The 19,222-nt window shown below is 72.2% G+C and carries 19 protein-coding genes; 5 read left to right on the top strand and 14 right to left on the bottom strand.

Annotation, left to right across the window (positions count from 1 at the left end):
• Positions 1 to 77 precede the first annotated feature (77 nt).
• Entirely contained in the window at positions 78 to 215 is a 138-nt protein-coding gene (locus tag IF20_RS39015; protein WP_199896522.1) for a hypothetical protein, read from the bottom strand.
• A 27-nt stretch (positions 216 to 242) separates the two neighbouring features.
• Positions 243 to 1,094 carry a class I SAM-dependent methyltransferase gene (locus tag IF20_RS07805; protein ID WP_110943942.1) on the bottom strand — a complete coding sequence of 284 codons (852 nt, stop codon included), beginning with the start codon at positions 1,092 to 1,094 and terminating at the stop codon, positions 243 to 245.
• Positions 1,095 to 1,188: 94 nt separating this feature from the next.
• Here IF20_RS07805 and IF20_RS07800 point away from each other — a divergent pair, with 94 nt between their 5' ends.
• Positions 1,189 to 2,349 carry a pentapeptide repeat-containing protein gene (locus tag IF20_RS07800; RefSeq protein ID WP_052864264.1) on the top strand — a complete coding sequence of 387 codons (1,161 nt, stop codon included), beginning with the start codon at positions 1,189 to 1,191 and terminating at the stop codon, positions 2,347 to 2,349.
• 58 nt (positions 2,350 to 2,407) lie between these two features.
• On the opposite strand, the gene IF20_RS07795 is transcribed toward IF20_RS07800, so the two are convergent.
• Both IF20_RS07795 and IF20_RS07790 read right to left on the bottom strand, forming a co-directional pair.
• Positions 2,408 to 3,886, bottom strand: coding sequence for a sensor histidine kinase (locus IF20_RS07795; RefSeq protein WP_052864263.1), 1,479 nt, complete (start codon positions 3,884 to 3,886; stop codon positions 2,408 to 2,410).
• Entirely contained in the window at positions 3,883 to 4,677 is a 795-nt protein-coding gene (locus tag IF20_RS07790; RefSeq protein WP_110943940.1) for a response regulator transcription factor, read from the bottom strand. Before IF20_RS07790 ends, IF20_RS07795 begins: the two co-directional genes overlap by 4 nt.
• A 159-nt stretch (positions 4,678 to 4,836) precedes the next feature.
• Here IF20_RS07790 and IF20_RS07785 point away from each other — a divergent pair, with 159 nt between their 5' ends.
• The 4 genes from IF20_RS07785 (at position 4,837) to IF20_RS07770 (ending at position 8,741) form a co-directional block, all read left to right on the top strand.
• Positions 4,837 to 6,216, top strand: a complete 1,380-nt coding sequence (locus IF20_RS07785) for a ferredoxin reductase family protein (RefSeq protein WP_052864262.1) — start codon at positions 4,837 to 4,839, stop codon at positions 6,214 to 6,216.
• 75 nt (positions 6,217 to 6,291) lie between these two features.
• A complete protein-coding gene (locus IF20_RS07780) occupies positions 6,292 to 6,744 on the top strand; it encodes an FMN-binding protein (RefSeq protein ID WP_052864261.1) in 453 nt (150 codons plus the stop codon).
• Positions 6,737 to 7,546, top strand: coding sequence for an FAD:protein FMN transferase (locus tag IF20_RS07775; RefSeq protein ID WP_407702466.1), 810 nt, complete (start codon positions 6,737 to 6,739; stop codon positions 7,544 to 7,546). The genes IF20_RS07780 and IF20_RS07775 overlap by 8 nt, the downstream gene beginning before the upstream one ends.
• A 205-nt stretch (positions 7,547 to 7,751) precedes the next feature.
• Positions 7,752 to 8,741 carry an Acg family FMN-binding oxidoreductase gene (locus IF20_RS07770; RefSeq protein ID WP_052864259.1) on the top strand — a complete coding sequence of 330 codons (990 nt, stop codon included), beginning with the start codon at positions 7,752 to 7,754 and terminating at the stop codon, positions 8,739 to 8,741.
• A 76-nt stretch (positions 8,742 to 8,817) separates the two neighbouring features.
• On the opposite strand, the gene IF20_RS07765 is transcribed toward IF20_RS07770, so the two are convergent.
• From IF20_RS07765 to IF20_RS07725, 10 genes are all read right to left on the bottom strand, one after another.
• Entirely contained in the window at positions 8,818 to 9,393 is a 576-nt protein-coding gene (locus tag IF20_RS07765; protein WP_052864258.1) for an Rv1733c family protein, read from the bottom strand.
• A 35-nt stretch (positions 9,394 to 9,428) separates the two neighbouring features.
• Positions 9,429 to 10,583 carry a site-2 protease family protein gene (locus IF20_RS07760; protein ID WP_052864257.1) on the bottom strand — a complete coding sequence of 385 codons (1,155 nt, stop codon included), beginning with the start codon at positions 10,581 to 10,583 and terminating at the stop codon, positions 9,429 to 9,431.
• Positions 10,584 to 10,632: 49 nt separating this feature from the next.
• Entirely contained in the window at positions 10,633 to 10,848 is a 216-nt protein-coding gene (locus tag IF20_RS40885) for a DUF2180 family protein (RefSeq protein ID WP_199896520.1), read from the bottom strand.
• 107 nt (positions 10,849 to 10,955) lie between these two features.
• A complete protein-coding gene (locus IF20_RS07755) occupies positions 10,956 to 11,834 on the bottom strand; it encodes a DUF1918 domain-containing protein (protein WP_052864256.1) in 879 nt (292 codons plus the stop codon).
• Positions 11,835 to 11,887: 53 nt separating this feature from the next.
• A complete protein-coding gene (locus tag IF20_RS07750) occupies positions 11,888 to 12,925 on the bottom strand; it encodes an alcohol dehydrogenase catalytic domain-containing protein (RefSeq protein ID WP_052864255.1) in 1,038 nt (345 codons plus the stop codon).
• Positions 12,926 to 13,198: 273 nt separating this feature from the next.
• Positions 13,199 to 13,735, bottom strand: a complete 537-nt coding sequence (gene fxsA, locus IF20_RS37495) for an FxsA family membrane protein (protein ID WP_110943938.1) — start codon at positions 13,733 to 13,735, stop codon at positions 13,199 to 13,201.
• A 162-nt stretch (positions 13,736 to 13,897) separates the two neighbouring features.
• Positions 13,898 to 14,677, bottom strand: a complete 780-nt coding sequence (locus tag IF20_RS07740; protein ID WP_052864254.1) for a polyprenol monophosphomannose synthase — start codon at positions 14,675 to 14,677, stop codon at positions 13,898 to 13,900.
• On the bottom strand, positions 14,674 to 16,386 hold the full coding sequence (gene lnt, locus IF20_RS07735) for an apolipoprotein N-acyltransferase (protein ID WP_052864253.1): 1,713 nt from the start codon (positions 16,384 to 16,386) through the stop codon (positions 14,674 to 14,676). The genes IF20_RS07740 and lnt overlap by 4 nt, the downstream gene beginning before the upstream one ends.
• 634 nt (positions 16,387 to 17,020) lie before the next feature.
• Positions 17,021 to 18,661, bottom strand: a complete 1,641-nt coding sequence (locus tag IF20_RS07730) for an amidohydrolase (protein WP_052864252.1) — start codon at positions 18,659 to 18,661, stop codon at positions 17,021 to 17,023.
• A 112-nt stretch (positions 18,662 to 18,773) separates the two neighbouring features.
• Positions 18,774 to 19,214, bottom strand: a complete 441-nt coding sequence (locus tag IF20_RS07725) for an Lrp/AsnC family transcriptional regulator (protein ID WP_030261445.1) — start codon at positions 19,212 to 19,214, stop codon at positions 18,774 to 18,776.
• Positions 19,215 to 19,222: the final 8 nt, after the last annotated feature.

Here is a 19,222-nt window from a genome sequence, read left to right as displayed (position 1 = left end):
GTCCAGGTTCACGCCGGCCCGACTTCTCCTTGGAGCCGAAGGCGTCGAACAGGTCCAGGGCCGCTACGATGCGTGGCTCAGCGCGGCGCAAGGAGGACGTCGAGGGCTCCAGGGCGGCCTTCCACGGCGCGGGAGTTCCAGGGCGGTGCGAGGCACGCGGTGACGGCGTTGAGGTCGCGTTCGAGGCGTTGGGCGAAGCCCAGGAGGCTGGGCAATTCGGTGGTGGAGGTAGCCGCCTCGCTCTACCGGCGGATCGCCGAGACCAGTCCGCCCGGCCGCTCTTCGTGCTGCGGCGGGGTGCTGATCGGGCGGCCGTAGACGGCAGCGCGCTCGCGCAGGGTGTGAATGTCGGCGTCCCAGCCGTACCCGGCCAGCCAGCCCACCGGGTCATCGGGCATCTCCGACACCCACATGGACGCCGCCGATCCGGGTGCCGCGTCCGCGCCGAAGCGCTCGATCACGCCGCGCGAGCCCAACGTCAGCCCCATCCGACTGCCCGCCGCCGATTGCCTGCTGATCCGGGCCAGGAGTAGCTCCACCGCATCCGCGGGAAGGTAGATCAGCAGTCCTTCGGCGATCCATGCGGTCGGCACGGCCGGGTCGTGCCCTGCGGCGGTCAGCGCGCCTGGCCAGTCCTCATGCAGATCCACCGGGACGGTGATCCGCTCGCAGCGTGCGACGGCCCGCTCCTGGCGCAGCACCGAAGCCTTGAAGGCCAGTGGGGCGGCGGTGTCGACCTCGAACAGGCGGGTGTCCTCGGGCCAGTTCATCCGGAAGGCCCGGCTGTCCATGCCGGCGCCGAGCAGCACGACCTGCCGGATCCCGGACGCGGAGGCCTGCCGCAACAGGTCGTCGAGGAAGTTCGTCCTGACGACGATGGAGAACGACACGGCCAGCCGGCGGCGTCGCGCGGCCTCGTCATCGGGCCGCGGCGGCGAGGAGGGCCACAGGCCACCGGCGGCGGCGAAGGCCTGTGCCAGGGGGTCGCGGAACAGCGCGTCCTCCCGCTCGGTCTCCAGCGCCCGCACTCTGGCCACCCCCACCGCCGTGGCCCACACTCCCGACGGCCGTACCCGCTCCTGCTCATCAGTCACCGCGTCAGCCTAGATGATCGGTTTCAAGGGGCCTGACGAGTGGAGCCGGCACGCTGAGCCGGAACCGGCGCAAGGACCGGGTGGTCTCAGCTGTGTGAGGGCTCTCCTGTCCCGACGCCGGACGGAACGGCGCGGCCTGCGCCTGTGGAACGTGTGGATCGTCCTGCCTGCCGCGTTTCTCACCGCGATCGTCACGGCCGCCGGCGTCTTCTTCATGGTGTGGGCTCTGCTGGGTGCCCAGGGCCTCGAACCCGAGCCCCACGTCACCGCCAAGACGCTGTTCGACCTGGTGAAGCTGTCCCTCGGTGCGGTCGCGGGAGCCAGCGCCCTGGTCGCCCTGGTGGTGGCCTACCGTCGCCAGCGGGTCGACGAGGACGGTGCGCTGCGGGACGCTACCCGGTTGCACACCGAGCGGTTCACCACCGCCGTCGCCCAGCTCGGCGAGGAGTCCGCCGCGGTACGTCTGGGCGGCGTGCACGCCCTGGCCGGTCTCGCCGATGACGCACCCACCCGTGAACTGCGGCAAACCTGCATCGACGTCCTGTGCGCCTACCTCGGCCTACCGTACACCGCCGAGGCCGATCTCCCGCCGAACGACGTGGACGCTCGGCACGCGTACCTGGCTCTGCGCCAAGTCCGGCACACGATCATCCGTCTCATCCGCGATCATCTTCGCCTTGCCGCCGATCATCCGCACTCCTGGCAAGGCCACGATCTGAACTTCACCGGCGTTGTCTTCGACGGCGGAGACCTCAGCCGCGTGGCATTCTCCGGCAGCACGATCGACTTCTCCGAAGCCACCTTCTCCGGCGGGACGGTCAATCTCCGCTACGCGACGTTCTCCGGCCACCTGGTCAACTTCTTCCGCGCAGCGTTCACCGGCGGCGAGGTCGACTTCGGCGGCGCGGCGTTCTGCGGCGGCACGGTCGACTTCTCCGAAGCGAGGTTCTCCGGCGGCACAGTCGGCTTCGTCGCTACCACATTCTCCGGCAGCAGGGCCGACTTCTCCGAAGCGGCGTTCTCCGGTGGCCACGTGAACTTCACCGGTGCGACGTTCTCCGGCGGCGGGAGCACCTTCTTCCGCGCGATGTTCTCCGGCGGCGAGGTCACCTTCGAGAATGCTACGTTCTGCGGCGGCACGGTCGACTTCACCGGAGCGCGGGGAGACAGACCGCAAGGTCTGGTGCCGCTGTCCGGGCAACCCGCACCAAGCGGACTGACCTTGCCCTCGGCATGGCATCCGCCCGCGTCCTGACCCGAGGCCACACAACGGGCCCCGGCGCTCCGACAGCTGGTTCCGAGCGACACTGCCTTCATCCGGTCGGCTGATCAGGTGCCGGTGCGGAGGGCAGACGGAGGCGGAAGCAGGTGTGGCCGGGGCGGCTGAAGACGTCGACGGTGCCGCCGTGCGCGGTGGTGACGGCCTGGACGATGGCCAGGCCGAGGCCGGTGCCGCCGGCGGTGCGGGAGCGGCTGTGGTCGGCGCGGGTGAAGCGGTCGAAGACCTCGGCCTGGAGTGCTTCGGGGATGCCGGGGCCGTTGTCGGTGACGGTGAGTTGGGTTCGGCCACCGACCGGGGCCGAGGCGATGGCCAGGGTCACCTCGGTGCCCGCGGGAGTGTGGCCGCGGGCGTTGCCGAGGAGGTTGGCGATGACCTGGTGGAGACGGTGCGGGTCGCCCTCGACGTAGACGGGTTCGGGCGGCAGGTCCAAGCGCCAGCGGTGGTCGCGGGCGACGGCGCGGGCGTCGTCGACGGCGTCGAGGGCGAGGCGGGTGAGGTCCACCGGCTCGCGGGCCAAGGGCCGGCCCGCGTCGAGCCGGGCGAGCAGCAGCAGGTCGTCGACCAGTCCTGACATGCGTTGGGACTCGGAGTGCACGCGTTCCAGGGCGTGCCGTACCTCCGCAGGCAGGGGGCCCTTGTGGCGCAGGGCGAGCTCGGTGTGGGCGCGAACGGTGGCGACAGGGGTGCGCAGCTCGTGGCTGGCATCCGCGGCGAACTGCCGCAGTCTCTCCTCGCTCGCGTGGCGGCGGTCCAAGGCGTCCCCGACGTGGCCGAGCATCCGGTTCAGGGCGGTGGCGACCTGCCCGACCTCGGTGTCCGGGTCGCTCGGCGGCAACGGCTCGGGTAGCGCTACCTGTCCGCTGGCCAGCGGCATCCGGGTCACCTCCACGGCGGTCGCGGCGACCCGGTCCAGCGGCCGGAGGGACACGCGTACCCACAGTGCGCCCGCCACTGCCGTCGCGGCCAGGGCCGCGCCGAAGACCAGCGCCTCCACCAGTTCCAACCGGTGGACCGTCTCCTCGACCGGGTGCAGCGGCAGCCCGGTGATCAGGACGTCCCCGTCGTCGCCGGCCACGGCGGTGACGCGGTAGTGGTTCAGGGCGCTCAGCCGGACGGTGTGGCCGTCCTCGCCGACGGGCACGTCGGCGAGCGCCCGGCGGTCCGTGTCGGTCAGCGGCACGGTCGCCTGGGTCTCGTCGCGTACGACGGAGGCCTGCGTGACGCGGCCGCCCAGCAGCCGGGCGCCGAAGGTGCCGTCCGACTGGCCACGGGTGTCGGGCCGGTTGTCCGCGTCCGGGCGCTCCCCGTGCTCCAGGCTGGCGGCGAAGCGGCCACCGGACGCGCTGAGCTGTTGATCGAGGCGGCGTACCAGGAAGTGCTCCAGGGCGATGACGGTGGTCGTGCCCACGGCCAGGCACGCCACCGCGAGGAGCACCACCAGTCCGGCGGTGAGCCGGGCCCGCAGCGAACGGGGTGGGTGGACGCCACGAAGGCGGCGCCGCGCGCTCACGGCCGCTCCTGCCCGGAGCCGCGCCCCGCATCCCGCCCGGCTCCCGGTCCCTCTCCCTGCCGCGGGGCCTGCTTCAGTACGTATCCCACGCCTCGCACAGTGTGGATCAGTGGTTCCCGTCCCGCGTCGATCTTCTTGCGGAGGTAGCTGATGTAGAGCTCGACGACGTGGGCCCGGCCGCCGAAGTCGTAGGACCAGACGCGGTCGAGGATCTGCTCCTTGGACAGGGCCCGGCGCGGATTGCGCATCAGGAAACGCAACAGTTCGAACTCCGTACGGGACAGGTCCACGACCTCGCCCGCGCGGCTCACCTCGCGCGCGTCCTCGTCCATCACCAGATCGGCGAAGACCAGCCGGTGGTCGCTGGGCGCGTGCGTCATGCCGGCCCGGCGCAGCAGCCCGCGCAGCCGGGCCAGTACCTCCTCCAGGCTGAACGGCTTGGTCACGTAATCGTCCCCACCGGCCGTGATGCCCGCGATACGGTCCTCCACCGCGTCCCGGGCGGTCAGGAAGAGTACGCAGATGCCCGGCGCGCGCTCACGCAGCCCGCGCAGCACCGCGAGCCCGTCGATGTCCGGCAGCATCCAGTCGAGCACCACCGCGTCGGGGCGGAAGGCCGCGGCCACCTCCAGCGCCGAGGCGCCGTCGGCCGCCGTACGGACTTCGCAGCCCTCCGCGCGCAGCGCGGCAGCCAGGACATCGGTGAGGTCCCGCTCGTCGTCGACGACGAGCACCCGGGCGGGGGAGCCGTCGGACCTGTTCAGGGCGGGTGGCGAGGTGAAGTTCTGCATGGTGCTCCCAGCATCCCCCGCCGCGGGCGCGGGGCCGTCGGGGAAATGCTCTGAGTATCCTCTGAATGTCCTCGGAAGCCGCCCGTTCAGAGGGTTCTCAGAGGCGGGACGGCGAGGCTGGGCCGCGAACGGTCCAGCTCACCGAGGAGAGACGCCCCCATGGCCGACCTCATGCCCACCCGCGGCGTCGCCGCCCGGCCCGGCCCACGCCATCGCGCCGCCGCGTACCGGCCGCCCAATGGCGCCGGTCCGTCGCTCGTCCTGCTGCTCATCGGGGCCGGCGCCGCCGCAGTTCTGGCCCTGTGGTGGACGGACACGTCCTCCGTGGTCGGCCTCGCGGGCCTGCTCACCGGCGCGGGCCGCATCACCGGCCTCCTGGCCGGGTACGCCTGCGCCGTCCTGCTCGCGCTCATGGCCCGCGTACCCCTGATCGACCACGGGATCGGCACCGACCGGCTGGCCCGCTGGCACGCCTTCGGCGGCCGCTGGACGATCTCCCTGGTCCTGGCCCACACGCTGCTGATCCTGTGGGGCTATGCGCTCACCGGTCGGACCGGCATCGTCGCCGAGACCACCACCGTCGTGCTGAACTACCCCGACATGCTCAAAGCCACCGTCGCCTTCCTGCTGTTCCTGCTGACCGCGGCCGTCTCCGCCCGCGCGGCCCGCCGCCGCGTCAGCTACGAGACCTGGCACCACCTGCACTTCGCCACCTACGCGGCGGTCTTCCTCGCCTTCGGCCACCAGCTCGCCGACGGCGCCGATTTCGCGGGCCACCCACTGGCACAGGCCGCCTGGTACGCGCTGTACGGGACGGTCGCGGTGCTGGTGTGCTGGTACCGCTTCCTCGTACCGGTGCGGTCGGCCCGCCGGCACCGGCTGCGCATCGCCGAGATACGGCCCGAAGCCCCCGGCGTCGTCTCGGTCCACCTCACCGGTGACCGGCTGGACGCACTGCGCGCCCGGCCGGGCCAGTTCTTCCGCTGGCGCTTCCTCGCCCCCGGACTGTGGTGGACCGCCTCCCCGTACTCCCTCTCCGCCCCTGCCGACCCGCGCTTCCTGCGGATCACCGTCAAGGCCGTCGGTCGGCACAGCGCCGCCGTCGCCGGGCTCGCGCCAGGCACCCGCGTCTGGGCCGAGGGACCGTACGGCGGGCTCACCCCGGCCCGTGCCCGCGCCGGCAAGTCGCTCCTCCTCGCGGGTGGTGTCGGCATCACACCACTGCGCGCCCTCTTCGAGACGCTGCCCGGCGACACCGCGCTGATCTACTGGGCCCACCGCCCCCAGGATCTCGCCCTGCGCGGCGAACTCGACGCGATCGCCGCCGCCCGCGGCGCCCGCGTCCGCTACTCCGTCTCGTCCCCGGCCGGGTACGCCCTCCCACTCACGGCCGACGCCTTGACCCAGCAGGTTCCGGACCTCGCCGAACGGGACGTGTACCTGTGCGGCCCGCCCGGCATGACCGACGCCGCCCGGGCCGCCCTCCGCGCTGCGGGCGTACCGCGTCACCGCATCCACCACGAGTCTTTCGCCTTCTGAGGGACTCTTTCGCCCTCTGAGGCCTGTCGGCCGCCCCTGACGTCTTCGTCCTCGTAGCCATTCCAAGGAGACACCGTGCGCAGAGCCGCCGTCACCACGCTCACCAGCGTCGCCGGCATCGTCCTGCTGCTCTCGCTCAAACCGCATCAGGCCACCGCACCGCCCGTGGCTCCCGCACCGTCCGCGGCCCCCGCGCCGTCGTCGGCAGGCGGCACGGGCACCGCCACCGCCCCGACGAGGACCAGCGGCAGCAACGGAACCTTCACCGGTGACGTCGTCAACACGCGCTACGGCCCCGTCCAGGTCGCCGCCACGCTGAAGGGCGGACGGATCACCGCGGTCAAGGTGCTGCAAGTGCCTTCCGCGAACGGCCGCGATCAGCAGCTAGCCGGTTACGCCGTACCGCAGCTGACGCGGGCGGCCCTGACTGCCCAGAGTGCGCACATCGATGCGGTCTCCGGTGCCTCATACACCAGCGAGGGATACATCCAGTCCCTCCAGAGCGCACTGGACCGGGCCCATGCCTGACACCGTTCAGCCCGTCGATACGCCCGGCGGCCGGAGGCCGGCCGCCGCACAACGCTCCCACCGCCCAGGTCTTCACCACGTCGAGCACGTCATGGGCACCGTCTTCTCCTTCGACGTCCGCGACCGGCCGACCCCCGCCATCGCCACCGCACTGCGTGATGCCGTCGCCTGGCTCCACCACGTCGACCGACTCTTCTCGACCTACCGCCCCGACAGCGCCATCAGCCGCCTCGCCCGCGGCGCCACAACGCTCGACCAGGTCCCGGATCTGGTCGAGCACGTGCTCGACCTGTGCGCCGAGGCGGAAACCCGCACCCGGGGCTGTTTCACCACACACCCCGGAGGCCGCCTCGACCCCTCAGGACTCGTCAAGGGCTGGGCAGTGGAAGAGGCCTCCCGCATCCTCCGCGCGGGCGGCGCGGTCAACACGTACGTGAACGGCGGCGGTGACCTTCAGCTCAGTGGCGAGGCATCACCCGGCACGCCCTGGCGCGTGGGTATCGCCGACCCTCACCGCCCCGGCCGCCTCCTCACCACCGTGACCGGCCGCGACCTGGCCATAGCCACCTCCGGCACGACAGAACGCGGCTGCCACATCACCGACCCCCGCACCGGTACGCCAGCGACGGGCATCCTCTCCGCAACCGTGACCGGGCCCCAACTCACCTGGGCTGATGTGTACGCCACGGCGGCGATCGTGCTGGGGCCCGAGACCCATGAGTGGATCGCCGGCATCCCCGGGTACAACGCGCTCACCGTGCCGACCTCTCCCGGGCTCCATTTCACAGCGCGGTGCGAGTAGCCGCCGGCCGCCAGAACAATTACCGCGAGCAGGTGCGCATGAAGGGCCGCCCGCATTCGCGCCGCGTCGAGCGAGCCGAAACAGAACGATCGAAGGTACGACTGCGCCGACCTCCCCGGAAGAGGACGAGTACCCGACTATCCTGGCTCCGGAACGAGCGGGCTCGCAGTCGTCGGGTCCGTGGCCCCCTGAGGGGAGAGGTGCGATGCCGGTATCACCGCTGGACGCAACGACCGTGACGGCTCTTGTTCGTGATGCGACCGCCGCCCCGTCCATGCACAACGCTCAACCGTGGCGCTTCCGGCACCGCGCCGACCACCGCACCCTGCAGCTGTTCGCCGATCTCGAACGGGCGATGCCGCGCAGCGACTCCACGCACCGGGGCCTGCATCTCGGTTGCGGCGCAGCGCTGTTCAACCTTCGGGTCGCCGCCGAACACGCCGGCCTGGAAGCGCGTGTGCACCTGCTGCCCGATGCCGCGCAGCCGCAGCTGCTTGCTGAAGTGCGCCTGAGGGAACGTGAGCCCGCCGATGCGTCCCTCGTCGCTCTGTACCCCGCGATCCGCAGGCGGCACACGAGTCGTTACCCGTTCGCGGACAAGGAGATTCCCGAGGCGGTGCGGGCGGCGCTGAGCGAGGCTGCTCGGCTGGAGGGCGCGCGGCTGGACTTCCCCGGCGCCTGGCACGCGCAGTCGCTGCTGGAACTCGTCGGGGACGCCGAGGGCCGTGACACCCTGGATCCCCGTAACGCCGAAGACCTGAACCGGTGGTCCCGCATCGGGACGGCCGAGGCCGACACCGCCACGGATGGTGTCCCGGATTACGCCTTCGGGCCGCGCAAGTGGTACGGCGGCGCCCCGGTACGTGACTTCGCCGGCCGTCGGCCGGTGGCCGACCGCGCCACGATGACGTTCGAGAACACGCCCCACCTCGCTCTGCTGAGTACCGCCGAGGACGGGACCGAGGACTGGCTCCGCGCGGGACAGGCGCTGGAACGCGTTCTTCTGCTCGCCACCGCGCACGACCTGGCCACCTCCCTCACCTCCCATGCTCTGGAGTGGCCCGACCTGCGGTGGCTGGCCCGAGATCCCCGGTCGGCGACCGGATTCGTGCAGATGGTCCTGCGCCTCGGCTACGGCCCCCAGGGGCCTGCTACGCCCCGCCGCCCGGTGCGAGAGGTGCTCGACGTCGAGTGAGGTGACGGGCGCGGCGGGGCAGTGTCCCGGACGACCGTTGCCGGCGCGCTCGGTGTGCCGTGTCACGTGGCGGCCGTCATGAACGTTTGGGCCCCCACCGCGGATCGATCGCGGCCCATTCGCGTTCCCACTGCTGGGCGCGGCGGTGCTCCAGCCGCAGGCGCATCCCGTACACCACGCACAGCACCAGGCTGGACCAGCCGATTGCCGCCACGGTTCCCACCAGCGCCGCCTCGATGACACTGGTGACCGGGCCGGGAGGCCGTGCGGTGAGCCGGCCGTGCTCGTCGACCCAGACAGTGATCTTCGTGCCGGCCGGCCGATCCGGCTCGACCCGCGTCGTGCCCACCCGCGCCGAGCCATTGCGGTCCTGCCAGCGGACCGTGACGCTCACCTTGTCGTCACCGGTTCGGTAGGCGGTGTCGGCGGACCGGTCGGGTGCGTCATCGACCAGTACCGCGGTGGTCGCAATTCGGCCCTGGCGCTGTTCGCGGAGGGCGTCGCCGGCTGCCCGCCCCGTCGCGATCCCGGCAGTGAGGCCGCCGGCCAAGAGGAGCACGACCGCCATGAGGATGATCCTCGCCTCAAGGATGTCGGAGGGCCGCCTGAGCGGGTTGCTCCGCCAGCGCCACAGCAGTTTCGTGCGCCTCATGGTGGCCTCCTCGGGACCGCGAGCCGGCGCGCTCGCTAAGGCTGGTGTGCGGCTCCCGCCGTAAGCCAGGAGACGGTGCGACTGATGTCCGAACGCGACACGATGCCGAGGAGACTGCCCGTCGTGGGCGAGATGACCAGGGCGCGGCGCCCCGCACCGCTCTCCAGGAGCGGCAGCAGCTTCACCACCGGAGAGTCGGGAAGGGCGGTGGCGACATCGGCCAACGGGCTCATGATGTCGCCGAGCGTGGTGGTGGCGCGGCGGTCCGCCGGGATGCGGTCGATCTGTGTGACGGAGACCAGGCCGACCGGGGCTCCGTCCAGGTCTGCCGAGGCCAGGACGGGAAAGGCCGTATGGCGGTAATAACCGGTAGGCAGATGTGCGAGGAAGTCCTCGACGGTGGCCGTGGCGGGGACGGTGGCAGGGTGCGGCGTCATCACCTGCCGCACCGGGACGCCGGACAGTGTGCTGCGGAGCTGGGCCTGCTGGCCTTCCTCGGTCGCCGTCACGATCATGAACCATCCGATGAGCGCCAGCCAGAGACCCGAAAGGTCACCGCCGAGCAGAACGGAGGCGAAGCCGAGCAGCACCAGCAACCAGCCGACGAACCGTCCGGCGGCGGTGGCGCCCAGAGCGGCCTTCAGCCGGTCGCCGCTGCGCCACCACAGGAACGCCCGCAGCAGCCGACCGCCGTCGAGCGGGGCCGCGGGAAGGGAGTTGAAGACGGCCAGCAGGACGTTGACGGCGGCGAGCCAGCCGACGGCCTCGGCGAGAAGCCGTGGGACGGACAGGCGGTCCAGCCACAGGAACAGTCCGACGAACAGGGCGCCCAATACGGCGCTCGTCAGCGGGCCCACCCCGGCGATACGCAACTCGGCGCGCGGGGACGACGCTTCGTCGCGCAGACGCGCCACTCCGCCCAGCATCCACAGCGTGATGTCCTCGACCTCGACGTGGTTGCGGCGTGCTACGACGGCGTGCGCCAGTTCGTGGGCCAGCAGCGAAGCGAGGAAGACCACGGCGGTGACGAGGGCCACTCCCCAGTAGGCCGCTGCCGAGTAGCCGGGGTGGTTGTCGGGAAGGCGCCCCTGGGCAAGGGCGAGTGTCACCAGCACCAGGATGACCAGGACGCTCCAGTGGACGCCGACCCGCACACCGGCGATCCGGCCGAGGGCGAGTGTTCCCTTCACGTCCCCTCCTTCAGATGCCCAGCGGCCTGACGCGCTGGAGCACCGACGTCTAGGTGGCAGGATTTTCCTGTTCGGCGCTGTTGCAGGTAGGGCAGGTCGCACGGCGGGCGGAACGCTTCCCCCAGGAAGGGCCTGTGCCCATGTCGTGGTGCACTTCCTCGGTCCTGAGAACCAGGTGCTCGGCACAGACTCCCGTGCCGCAGTGACAGCAGACCGCGACCGCTGGGACGCTCTTTCGCTCTTGTGTGCAGTCGAAGCAGTTCATGAAGAGAACCTCGATGCTCGGGCTTCTCACTTCGTCCTACCGTCAGTGTGTGCCACAGCGCCCCACGGCACCGGGGGCCGTTCGGCCTCATGCAGGGGGCGTCCGGCTCACTCGACGTCTATCCGCCGCCCGCTGATGCGGAGCGGACCGATCGACACCCAGAGGGGGCGGTCTCCGCCGGCCCACGGCAACGACGGTGCGCGGGAGTCCAGTTCCTCGGCGGCCGGTCCCGTGACGAGCCGCGCAGGCCCGACCATCAGTACGCTCCAGCCCCGGCTCATGGCCTCGTCGACGTGGTCCACCTGGAGCGCCGCGAGTTTTCCGACAGCTGCCGCGGTGACGGTACCCGGCGCCGTTCGGTACACGACGGTGTCGTCGACCAGGGCATAGTTCACGGGTAACACCTGGGGCCCGTCGGCGGTCGACAGCGCCAGGCGTCCCACGCCGTGAGAAGACACCAGGCGCCGGCATTCCTCGGGCCCGAGCTCATGCAGGCGGGGACGGTTCGCAGCGCGACCCGCCCCCGGCGCCCGCTCCGTCCCGGCGCCTCGTAATGCATCCGGACTGGTCTCCAGGGCGGCCGCCAACCTCAGCACGGTGGCGGAGGACGGGTCGGCCGGTCGCTGCTCCAGGTAGGAGAGGTAGTTCTCGGCCATCCCCGCCCGGTCGGCCACCTCGGCCCGGCTCAGGCCCAGGCGCTGCCGTTCGTGGGCCACGCGACGTCCGAAGTCGCTCCCGGGAGGCGGCGGTTCGGGCACCCTGCCGTGCAAGCCGGAGGACTCGGAAGGGTTCTCCGGCACCTTGGACGGGCGGATGCGAGCGTCCGGCCCGGGATGGACGAGTGTCACCTGGCCGGTGTCCGACCAGCGCACATCGTAGGGAGGGGAGCCGTCCGCGTGATGCAGCCCGACGATCTCTCCGGCCCGCAGGCGGCTTCCGGTGGTGGGGCTCTCCACCACCAGTTCGTCACCGAGTTGGGCTCGCATGTGTGCCACTCTCCTCTCCCGCCGCTTCGTCGCCGGGGCGCTCGGCGGCAGGACTAGGCCGTCAGTACGACTTTCAGTGCGTCCGTTTCGCTCGCCCGCGTGAAGGTGTCGTACGCCTCCACCATCCGCCCGAGGGGGAAGGTGTGCGTGACCATGGGTGCGGTCGGCAGCCGGTCATCGGTGAGCATGCGCAGCAGCGCGGGTGTGGTGCGCGTGTCGACCAGCCCTGTAGTCAGCGTGACGTTCTTGCTCCACAGGTCTTCCAGGTGAAGCGTCGCGGGCTTCTCGTGCACGCCGACGTTGGCCACGTGCCCGCCCGGACGTACCATGCGCACACACATCTCGAAGCTCTCGGGGGCGCCGACCGCCTCGATGACGACGTCCGCTCCCAGGCCGTCGGTGAGGTCGGCGACGAGCTGCCCCGGTTCCTCGCCCTCCAATGCCTTCACGTCCGCGCCGAACGTCCGGGCCGCCGTCAGCCGTGACGGGATGACGTCCACGGCGACGATCCGCGCCGGTGAGAACAGCCGCGCCGTGGCGATGGCGGCGAGCCCCACAGGCCCGGCGCCGACCACCACGACCGTGTCGCCCGGCCGTACAGCGCCGTTCAGCACCCCCACTTCGTAGGCGGTGGGGAAGACGTCGGCCAGCAGTACGGCGTCCTGGTCGCGCACAGCACTCGGCAGCGGATGGACGGACAGGTCTGCGAAGGGCACGCGCACGTACTCGGCCTGTGTGCCGTGGACCGTGTGCCCCAGGATCCAGCCACCCCCTCCGCGGCACTGGCCGTAGGCGCCCACCCGGCAGTAGCTGCACCGGCCGCACGCCGAGATGCACGACACCAGCACCCGGTCGCCGGCCCGCACGCTGCGCACCTCGCCGCCGGTCTCGACGACCTCGCCGACGGCCTCGTGGCCGAGCACCGTTCCCGGCCGCACTTCCGGTACGTCCCCCTTGAGGATGTGCAGGTCGGTACCGCAGATGGTGACGGCCGAGACCCGCACGATCACGTCGGCGGCATCCCGGATCCCGGGCTCCTGCACGTCCTCCCAGGACGACCGGCCCGGTGCGTGGTAGACGTGCGCCTTCATGAGGGACCCCTTCGAACTGTTCGCCCTGTGCGCGGCGATCCGGTACGTCCCCGGCCGTCCGAACCGACTGTGGCTCCAGCTTTCGCGCGTACGGAAATCCGCACCAGGGCCGAACGGGCCCGGCCGTTGCCGACCGGCGGCCGGCCGGTCCAGGAGAAGGCCCTTGCACAGGGCCTGAACGGCCCTGCACGCAGACACCCGGATGCGCGAACGTATCGACGTGCCCTGAGAAGCCCGGAGACGCCCGGGGCGGCGAAAGGACGACACGGTGGATCACCGTCCTGTGGTGGTGGGAGCCGACGGCTCGGCATGGAGCCTGCAGGCCGGGCCGTCGACCGCGCCGCTCGCCCCGGAGGCGGCACACCGAGCGGCCGGAGCCCGCCGGTAACGGGGCCGGCGGCGTATACGTTGGACTCCGCAGGCCGGGGGACAGGGAGACGGTCGACGTGAACGGTGCGGAAGGACGTCCGAGAGCAGTCCGGGGCACATCAGCAGCAGGCCGCCGAGCATCGGCAGGACGTTGCTGCCGCTGCGCTCGGCCGCGGGCCGCTCCGGGTCCGCGCCGGGCTGCTGGAACGCGCCGGTCAGGTTCTTCCAGGCACGCCGGCCGGCCCGCTTGATGACGTAACCGCCGAGCACCACGCCGGCCACCAGCAGGAGGAAGACCGCCAGCCCACCCGCGGCCTCGCCGACCAGGATGAGCAGCCAGATCTCCAGGACGGCCCACGCGGCGATGCCGAGGGGCACCAGACGGCGAGCGCGGGAGCGCTGGGGCGGACGGGAGTGCGGGGGCGTGGTGGCGGACGTCATGACTCAAGTGTGCCTGGTCGGACGGCGTTCGCGGCGACCCTCGTCATGGGCAGGGCCCCTCCCTCTCCCCGACCAGTGGGTGGGACCCCCTCCCCCGCCACCACCGCACACCCCCAAACTAGCCCCGCCACACCCCCGCCGCGGAGTTGTCCACAGCCCCCGTCAACCGCTCTTCTTCCCCCGCAGCTTGTCCAGCCGGGAGCCGACGCCCCAGGCCGTGACCCGCCAGAGGGCCTCCACGACGATGTCGCGGCTCATCTTGCTGTCGCCCCGCTCGCGTTCGACGAACGTGATGGGCACCTCGACGACGTGGTAGCCGGCCTCGACGGCGCGGCGGGCCAGATCGACCTGGAAGCAGTAGCCCTGGGATGCGACCTCGTCCAGGCCCAGCCCCTCCAGCGTCTCCCTGCGGAAGGCCCGGAAGCCGCCGGTGACGTCCCGGATCGGCACATCCAGCAGCAGCCGGGAGTACGTGCTGCCGCCGCGGGAGAGGACCTCGCGGTACTTGGGCCAGTTGACGACCCGGCCGCCGGGCAGCCAGCGGGAGCCCAGCACGAGGTCGGCGCCCTTGAGCGCGGTCAGCAGCCGGGGCAGTTCCTCGGGCTGGTGGGAGCCGTCGGCGTCCATCTCCACCAGGACGTCGTAGCCCTGCTCGATGCCCCACTGGAAGCCGGCCAGGTAGGCGGCGCCGAGCCCCTCCTTGCCCTTGCGGTGCAGGACGTGCACGTGGTCGTCGTCGGCGGCCAGTTCGTCGGCGAGCTTGCCCGTCCCGTCCGGGCTGTTGTCGTCCGCGACCAGTACGTGCGCGTCGGGCACCCCGGCGCGCACCCGATCGACGACCGGCTTGATGTTCTCCGCCTCGTTGTACGTCGGAATGATCACCAAGGTGTCGCCCAGCGGTCCGTACTGCCGCTGCCCGCCGTCCTGTCGGCCGTCTGTCACTGCTGCCCCTTCTCGTCCTTCGTACGCCCGCGCCGGCCGAGTACGAACGCGGCAGCGCAGGACAGAAGGCCCACCATAGCGATCACCCATTCCGGAGACGCGCCGACGCGGTCGGCGACCGTCTTTTCCTCCCGCAGCGGAAGGCTCGCGCTGACCACGCCCCGGGTGAATTCGGGGATGCGGTGGGTGACTTCGCCGTCCGGGGCGACCACGGCGCTGATGCCGCTGGTGGCGGCGGTCACGACGGCGCGGCCGTGCTCGACGGCGCGCAGCCGGGACATCGCGAGCTGCTGCTCGGGCTGTCCGGTGCGCCCGTAAGTGGCGTTGTTGGTCTGCACGATCAGGGCGCGCGCTCCGGCGTTCACGGTGTCGTGCACGATCTCGTCGTACGCCACCTCGAAGCAGATGACGTCGCCGAGCTTCGCGCCCGCCATGTCCAGGACGCCGGTGTGGTCGCCCGGGTAGAAGTCGCGCGGCACCCGCTGGAGGCGGGTGATGACCTTGCTCAGCTGGTCCCGGAAGGGCACGTACTCGCCGAAGGGCACCGGGTGCTGCTTGGTGTACTCGGCGCCGGGGCCGGACTTCGGGTCCCAGACGATGCCTTCGTTGAAGACGTAACCGGGCTTGGTCGGGTGGTCCACGAGGGCGCCGACCAGGACCGGGACGCCGATCGCGCGCACCGCCTCGTCGATGCGGGCCTTCGCCTCCGGGTACTGGAACGGGTCCAGGTCGGAGGAGTTCTCCGGCCAGATGACCAGGTCCGGCTTCTTCGCCCGGCCCGCCTTCACGTCGGCGGCCAGCTTCTCGGTGGCCGAGGCGTGGTTGTCGAGGATCTGCATGGGGCGGCCGAGGAAGTCCATGCCGGGCTGCTGGACGTTGCCCTGGACCACGGCGATGTTCAGGTGGTCGGTGGCCTTGGTCGGTACGGGGACGGCGTATCCGGCCACGGTGAGCGCCGCGGCCAGCCCGAAGGCCTCCAGTGCGGGGACCGCCCGGCGCAGTCGTGTGCCGCCGCCCTCGGCCTTCTTGCGCAGCCCCCACAGGGTCGCGACGACCGCGGCGACCAGGGTGCCGACGAGGGCGACGGCGAAGGTCACCAGGGGCGCGCCGCCGAGCGCCGCGAGCGGGGTGAAGGGCGTGCCGGTGTGGGCGAAGGCGAGCCGGCCCCAGGGGAAGCCCCCGAAGGGCACGCGGTCGCGGGCCCATTCCTGGGCGACCCACAGGCAGGCCGCCCACAGGGGCCAGGCCTTCAGCCGCGAGGTCATGGCGAGACCCGCGCCCATCAGCGCCACGAAGACGGCCTCGGCGAAGGACAGGCCGACCACGGCGTCCCAGCCGACGACGTGGAGCCACTTCAGCAGCAGGAAGAAGAAGGGCCAGCCGAATGCGAGGCCGGTCCAGGCCGCTTGACGGGCCGTACGGCCGCGGGTGAGGAGGCTGAATGCCGCCACGGCCACGAAGGAGAGCGGCCACAGGTCGTACGGCGGGAAGGCCAGCCCGAGGGCGAGTCCGGCGAGGATCGCGAGCACCGTGCGGGGCGTCTCGCGGCGCACGAGGGCGGCGAGGCGGCGCAGGCGGCCGGGGCGTCGGCCGGCGGCGTCGGACGCCCCGGTGGCCGCCGGGCCGCCGTCGGCGGCGGGGCCGTCGGCGCCGGGCCCCTGGGCAGGGCCTGGCACGGCTTCGGCGGTGGTTTCGGAGCCCGATGGCACGGTCGCGGCCTTCCTGCAGGTCGTGCGGTGGTGAGCCGACGGTACAACGGGGCGCGGGCCTGCGGGACGCCGGTGGCAGGTACGGATGTGCGCGGTCGCTCTCGGTGACGGCGACGGCGGAGGTACGCGATGATCCGCGGGGTCCGCGGGGATCCGCGGTGCGGGGCGGGGTTGCGCGGGTGGGGTGGATCCGCGGTGCGGATAGGGGCCCGGAGCCCTTCGGGCCGGCCTGGGACCCGCTGGCTGCGGGTCGACCGAGAGCCGTTGTCTACTGAGCGTCCGGGCCCCACCCGGGTCGCACCCTCCCCCACGCTCTTGAGGAGCAGGGGGTACCCCCTCCCGGCTGAAGCCTGTCCGTCGCTTCCGTGCCGCAGGGGTGGACCTGGCTCCCAGTTGTGGTGCGCCTGCGCGGCGCACCACCCCATGGCCCAGCTGCGTTCGACGGCTGCGCGGAGGTCTGCCGGTCGGACGTCCTTGTGGTGGACTCGGCCGAACCTACCGGCCGACGACGGCCTGCTGTCAACAGCTGTTCTACCTGCGTCGTTTTTGCGTTCAACCAGGTCAGTGCCGAACTGCCGCAGGTAGGGCGAGTACTCGCCGGGCACGACGCCCGGCGGTACCCGCCACGGGAGGTTCACTCATTCGGCCGCTGGAAGACCGTCCGGCCGCCGACGACCGTCCGCAGGCACTGTGGCAGCTCCCGGCCGGGGGTGAGGTCGGGCAGGCCCGGGGTGCCGGAGCGGGGGTCGGTCGACCAGCGTTCGACGCGCTCGTCGGGGGCCTGGACGATCAGCTCGCCGGTACGCCAGACCGCGTAGTCGGCCGGCGCTCCCGGTACCAGTACGCCCGCGTCGTCGCGCCCGACGGCCCGCCAGCCGCCCCGGGTGTGCGCGGTGAACGCGGCGCGCGCGGAGATGCCGTGCTCCGGGGTGCGGTGGAAGACGGCGGCGCGGATCGTGCCCCAGGGGTCGAGCGGGGTGACCGGGCTGTCGGAGCCGAGGGCGAGCGGCACTCCGGCCTTGAGCAGCGCTGCGTACGGGTTGAGGGTGCGGGCGCGTTCGGCGCCGAGCCGGGCGGCGTACATGCCGTCGGCGCCGCCCCAGAGGGCGTCGAAGGCGGGCTGCACGGAGGCGGTGAGGGCGAGTTCGGCGAAGCCCGCGATGGTGTCGGGGGTGAGCATTTCGCAGTGCTCGACGCGGTGCCGGGCGGCGCGCACGCGGTCGAGGCCGATGCGCCCGGCGGCCGCTCGTACGCCGTCGACCACGGCGGTCACGCCGGCGTCGCCGATGGCGTGGAAGCCGGCCTGGAGCCCTGCTTCGGTGCAGGCGGCGACGTGTGCGGCGACGGTGTCCGCGTCGAGCAGGGCCTTGCCGGCGTGGGTGGCGTCGGCGTAGGGGGCGCACAGGTGGGCGGTGTGCGAGCCGAGGGAGCCGTCGGCGAACAGGTCGCCGGCGGCGCCGACGGCGCCCAGCTCCCTGATCCGCTCCGCTTCCTTTGCGTTTGTGATGATCTCGCCCCAGTAGCCGACGACGCGCGGGCCGTCGCCCTCGGCGGCGCGGGCGAGCAGGGCGAGGAGGTCGTCCTCGCCGGAGATCTCGGGGCCCGCGCACTCGTGGACGGTGCCGATGCCGAGGGAGGCGGCGTGCGCGAGCGCGGCCTCTTGTGCGGCGGCGCGCTGGGCCGGGGTGACGGTGGCGTGGGCGGCCTCGCGTACGGCGTGGTGGGCGTCGCCCGTGAGCGGCCCCGCGGGGTCGAAGCCGGCGCGTTCCCGCAGGCCGGGCACGAGGTCCTGAAGAGCGGTGGTGACCACGGCGGAGTGCACGTCGATGCGGCAGAGGTAGAGCGGGCGGCCGCCGGTGGCCTCGTCCAGCTCGGCACGGGAGGGCGCACGTCCCTCGGGCCAGGCGGTGGCGTCCCAGCCGTGGCCGAGGAGCACGCGGTCGGCGGGGCGTGCGGCGGCGAAGGAGCGGATGCGCTCCAGGGCGGCGGAGAGGGAGCGGGTGTCGCTGAGGTCCAGGCCGGTCAGCGCGAGCCCGGTGGCGGTGGTGTGCACATGTGCGTCAGTGAACGCAGGAGTGACGAGTGCACCGTCGAGGTCGATCACCTCGTCGACCCCGTCGACGAAGGAGTCGGCGGCGCCCTCCGAGCCGACCCAGGCGACCGACCCGCCCTCGACGACCATGGCGGTGGCGAAGGGGTCGGCCGGGCTGTGGACCTCGCCGCCGCGCAGCAGGACGGTGCGGTCGGGGGCCGGTGCGGGGGTGCGTTCACTCATACCGGACAGTTTCGCCCCTGCGCGTGCGGGGCGATCGCGCGGGGTCGGTACCGCGTGGCCGGATCCGTACGGGCCGGCCGGCCGCGGCCCTCCCCCCGCGCGTCCACCGGGGTCAGATGCGGGGCGGGCGGGCCTCGTACGGCGTGGACAGCACCACGGTCGTACGGGTCGAGACGCCGGCCAGCGTGCGGATGCGGGTGAGCAGGTGCTCCAGCTCCAGCGGGGCGGCGACCCGGACCTTGAGGATGTAGTTCTCGTCGCCCGCGACGCTGTGGCAGGCCTCCAGCTCGGGCACCTCGGCCAGCCGCTCGGCGATGTCGTCCGGGGCGCTCGGGTCGAAGGGTTTGACCGAGATGAAGGCGGTCAGCGGCAACCCCACCGCCTCGGGGTCGACGATGGCGGCATAGCCGCGAATCACGCCGCGCTGCTCCAGCCTGCGCACGCGCTGATGCACCGCCGAGGTGGACAGGCCGGTGGCCTTGCCCAGGTCGGTGTAGCTCATCCGCCCGTCCTTGACGAGAAGATCCACGATTTGTCGGTCCAGCTCCTCCACACGATCAA

Source organism: Streptomyces niger, from assembly GCF_000718305.1.
Lineage (GTDB): Bacteria > Actinomycetota > Actinomycetes > Streptomycetales > Streptomycetaceae > Streptomyces > Streptomyces niger.
Note: the sequence above shows the minus strand (reverse complement) of the source record. Positions and strands in the feature narration are given on the sequence as shown.

Bases quoted from the DNA above. Each gene is read 5' to 3' on its own strand.
- IF20_RS07790 (WP_110943940.1), bottom strand. From the start codon at position 4,677: ATGCAGAACTTCACCTCGCCACCCGCCCTGAACAGGTCCGACGGCTCC.
- IF20_RS07785 (WP_052864262.1), top strand. From the start codon at position 4,837: ATGGCCGACCTCATGCCCACCCGCGGCGTCGCCGCCCGGCCCGGCCCA.
- IF20_RS07775 (WP_407702466.1), top strand. From the start codon at position 6,737: ATGCCTGACACCGTTCAGCCCGTCGATACGCCCGGCGGCCGGAGGCCG.
- IF20_RS07770 (WP_052864259.1), top strand. From the start codon at position 7,752: ATGCCGGTATCACCGCTGGACGCAACGACCGTGACGGCTCTTGTTCGT.
- IF20_RS07765 (WP_052864258.1), bottom strand. From the start codon at position 9,393: ATGAGGCGCACGAAACTGCTGTGGCGCTGGCGGAGCAACCCGCTCAGG.
- IF20_RS40885 (WP_199896520.1), bottom strand. From the start codon at position 10,848: ATGAACTGCTTCGACTGCACACAAGAGCGAAAGAGCGTCCCAGCGGTC.
- IF20_RS07755 (WP_052864256.1), bottom strand. From the start codon at position 11,834: ATGCGAGCCCAACTCGGTGACGAACTGGTGGTGGAGAGCCCCACCACC.
- IF20_RS07750 (WP_052864255.1), bottom strand. From the start codon at position 12,925: ATGAAGGCGCACGTCTACCACGCACCGGGCCGGTCGTCCTGGGAGGAC.
- fxsA (WP_110943938.1), bottom strand. From the start codon at position 13,735: ATGACGTCCGCCACCACGCCCCCGCACTCCCGTCCGCCCCAGCGCTCC.
- IF20_RS07730 (WP_052864252.1), bottom strand. From the start codon at position 18,661: ATGAGTGAACGCACCCCCGCACCGGCCCCCGACCGCACCGTCCTGCTG.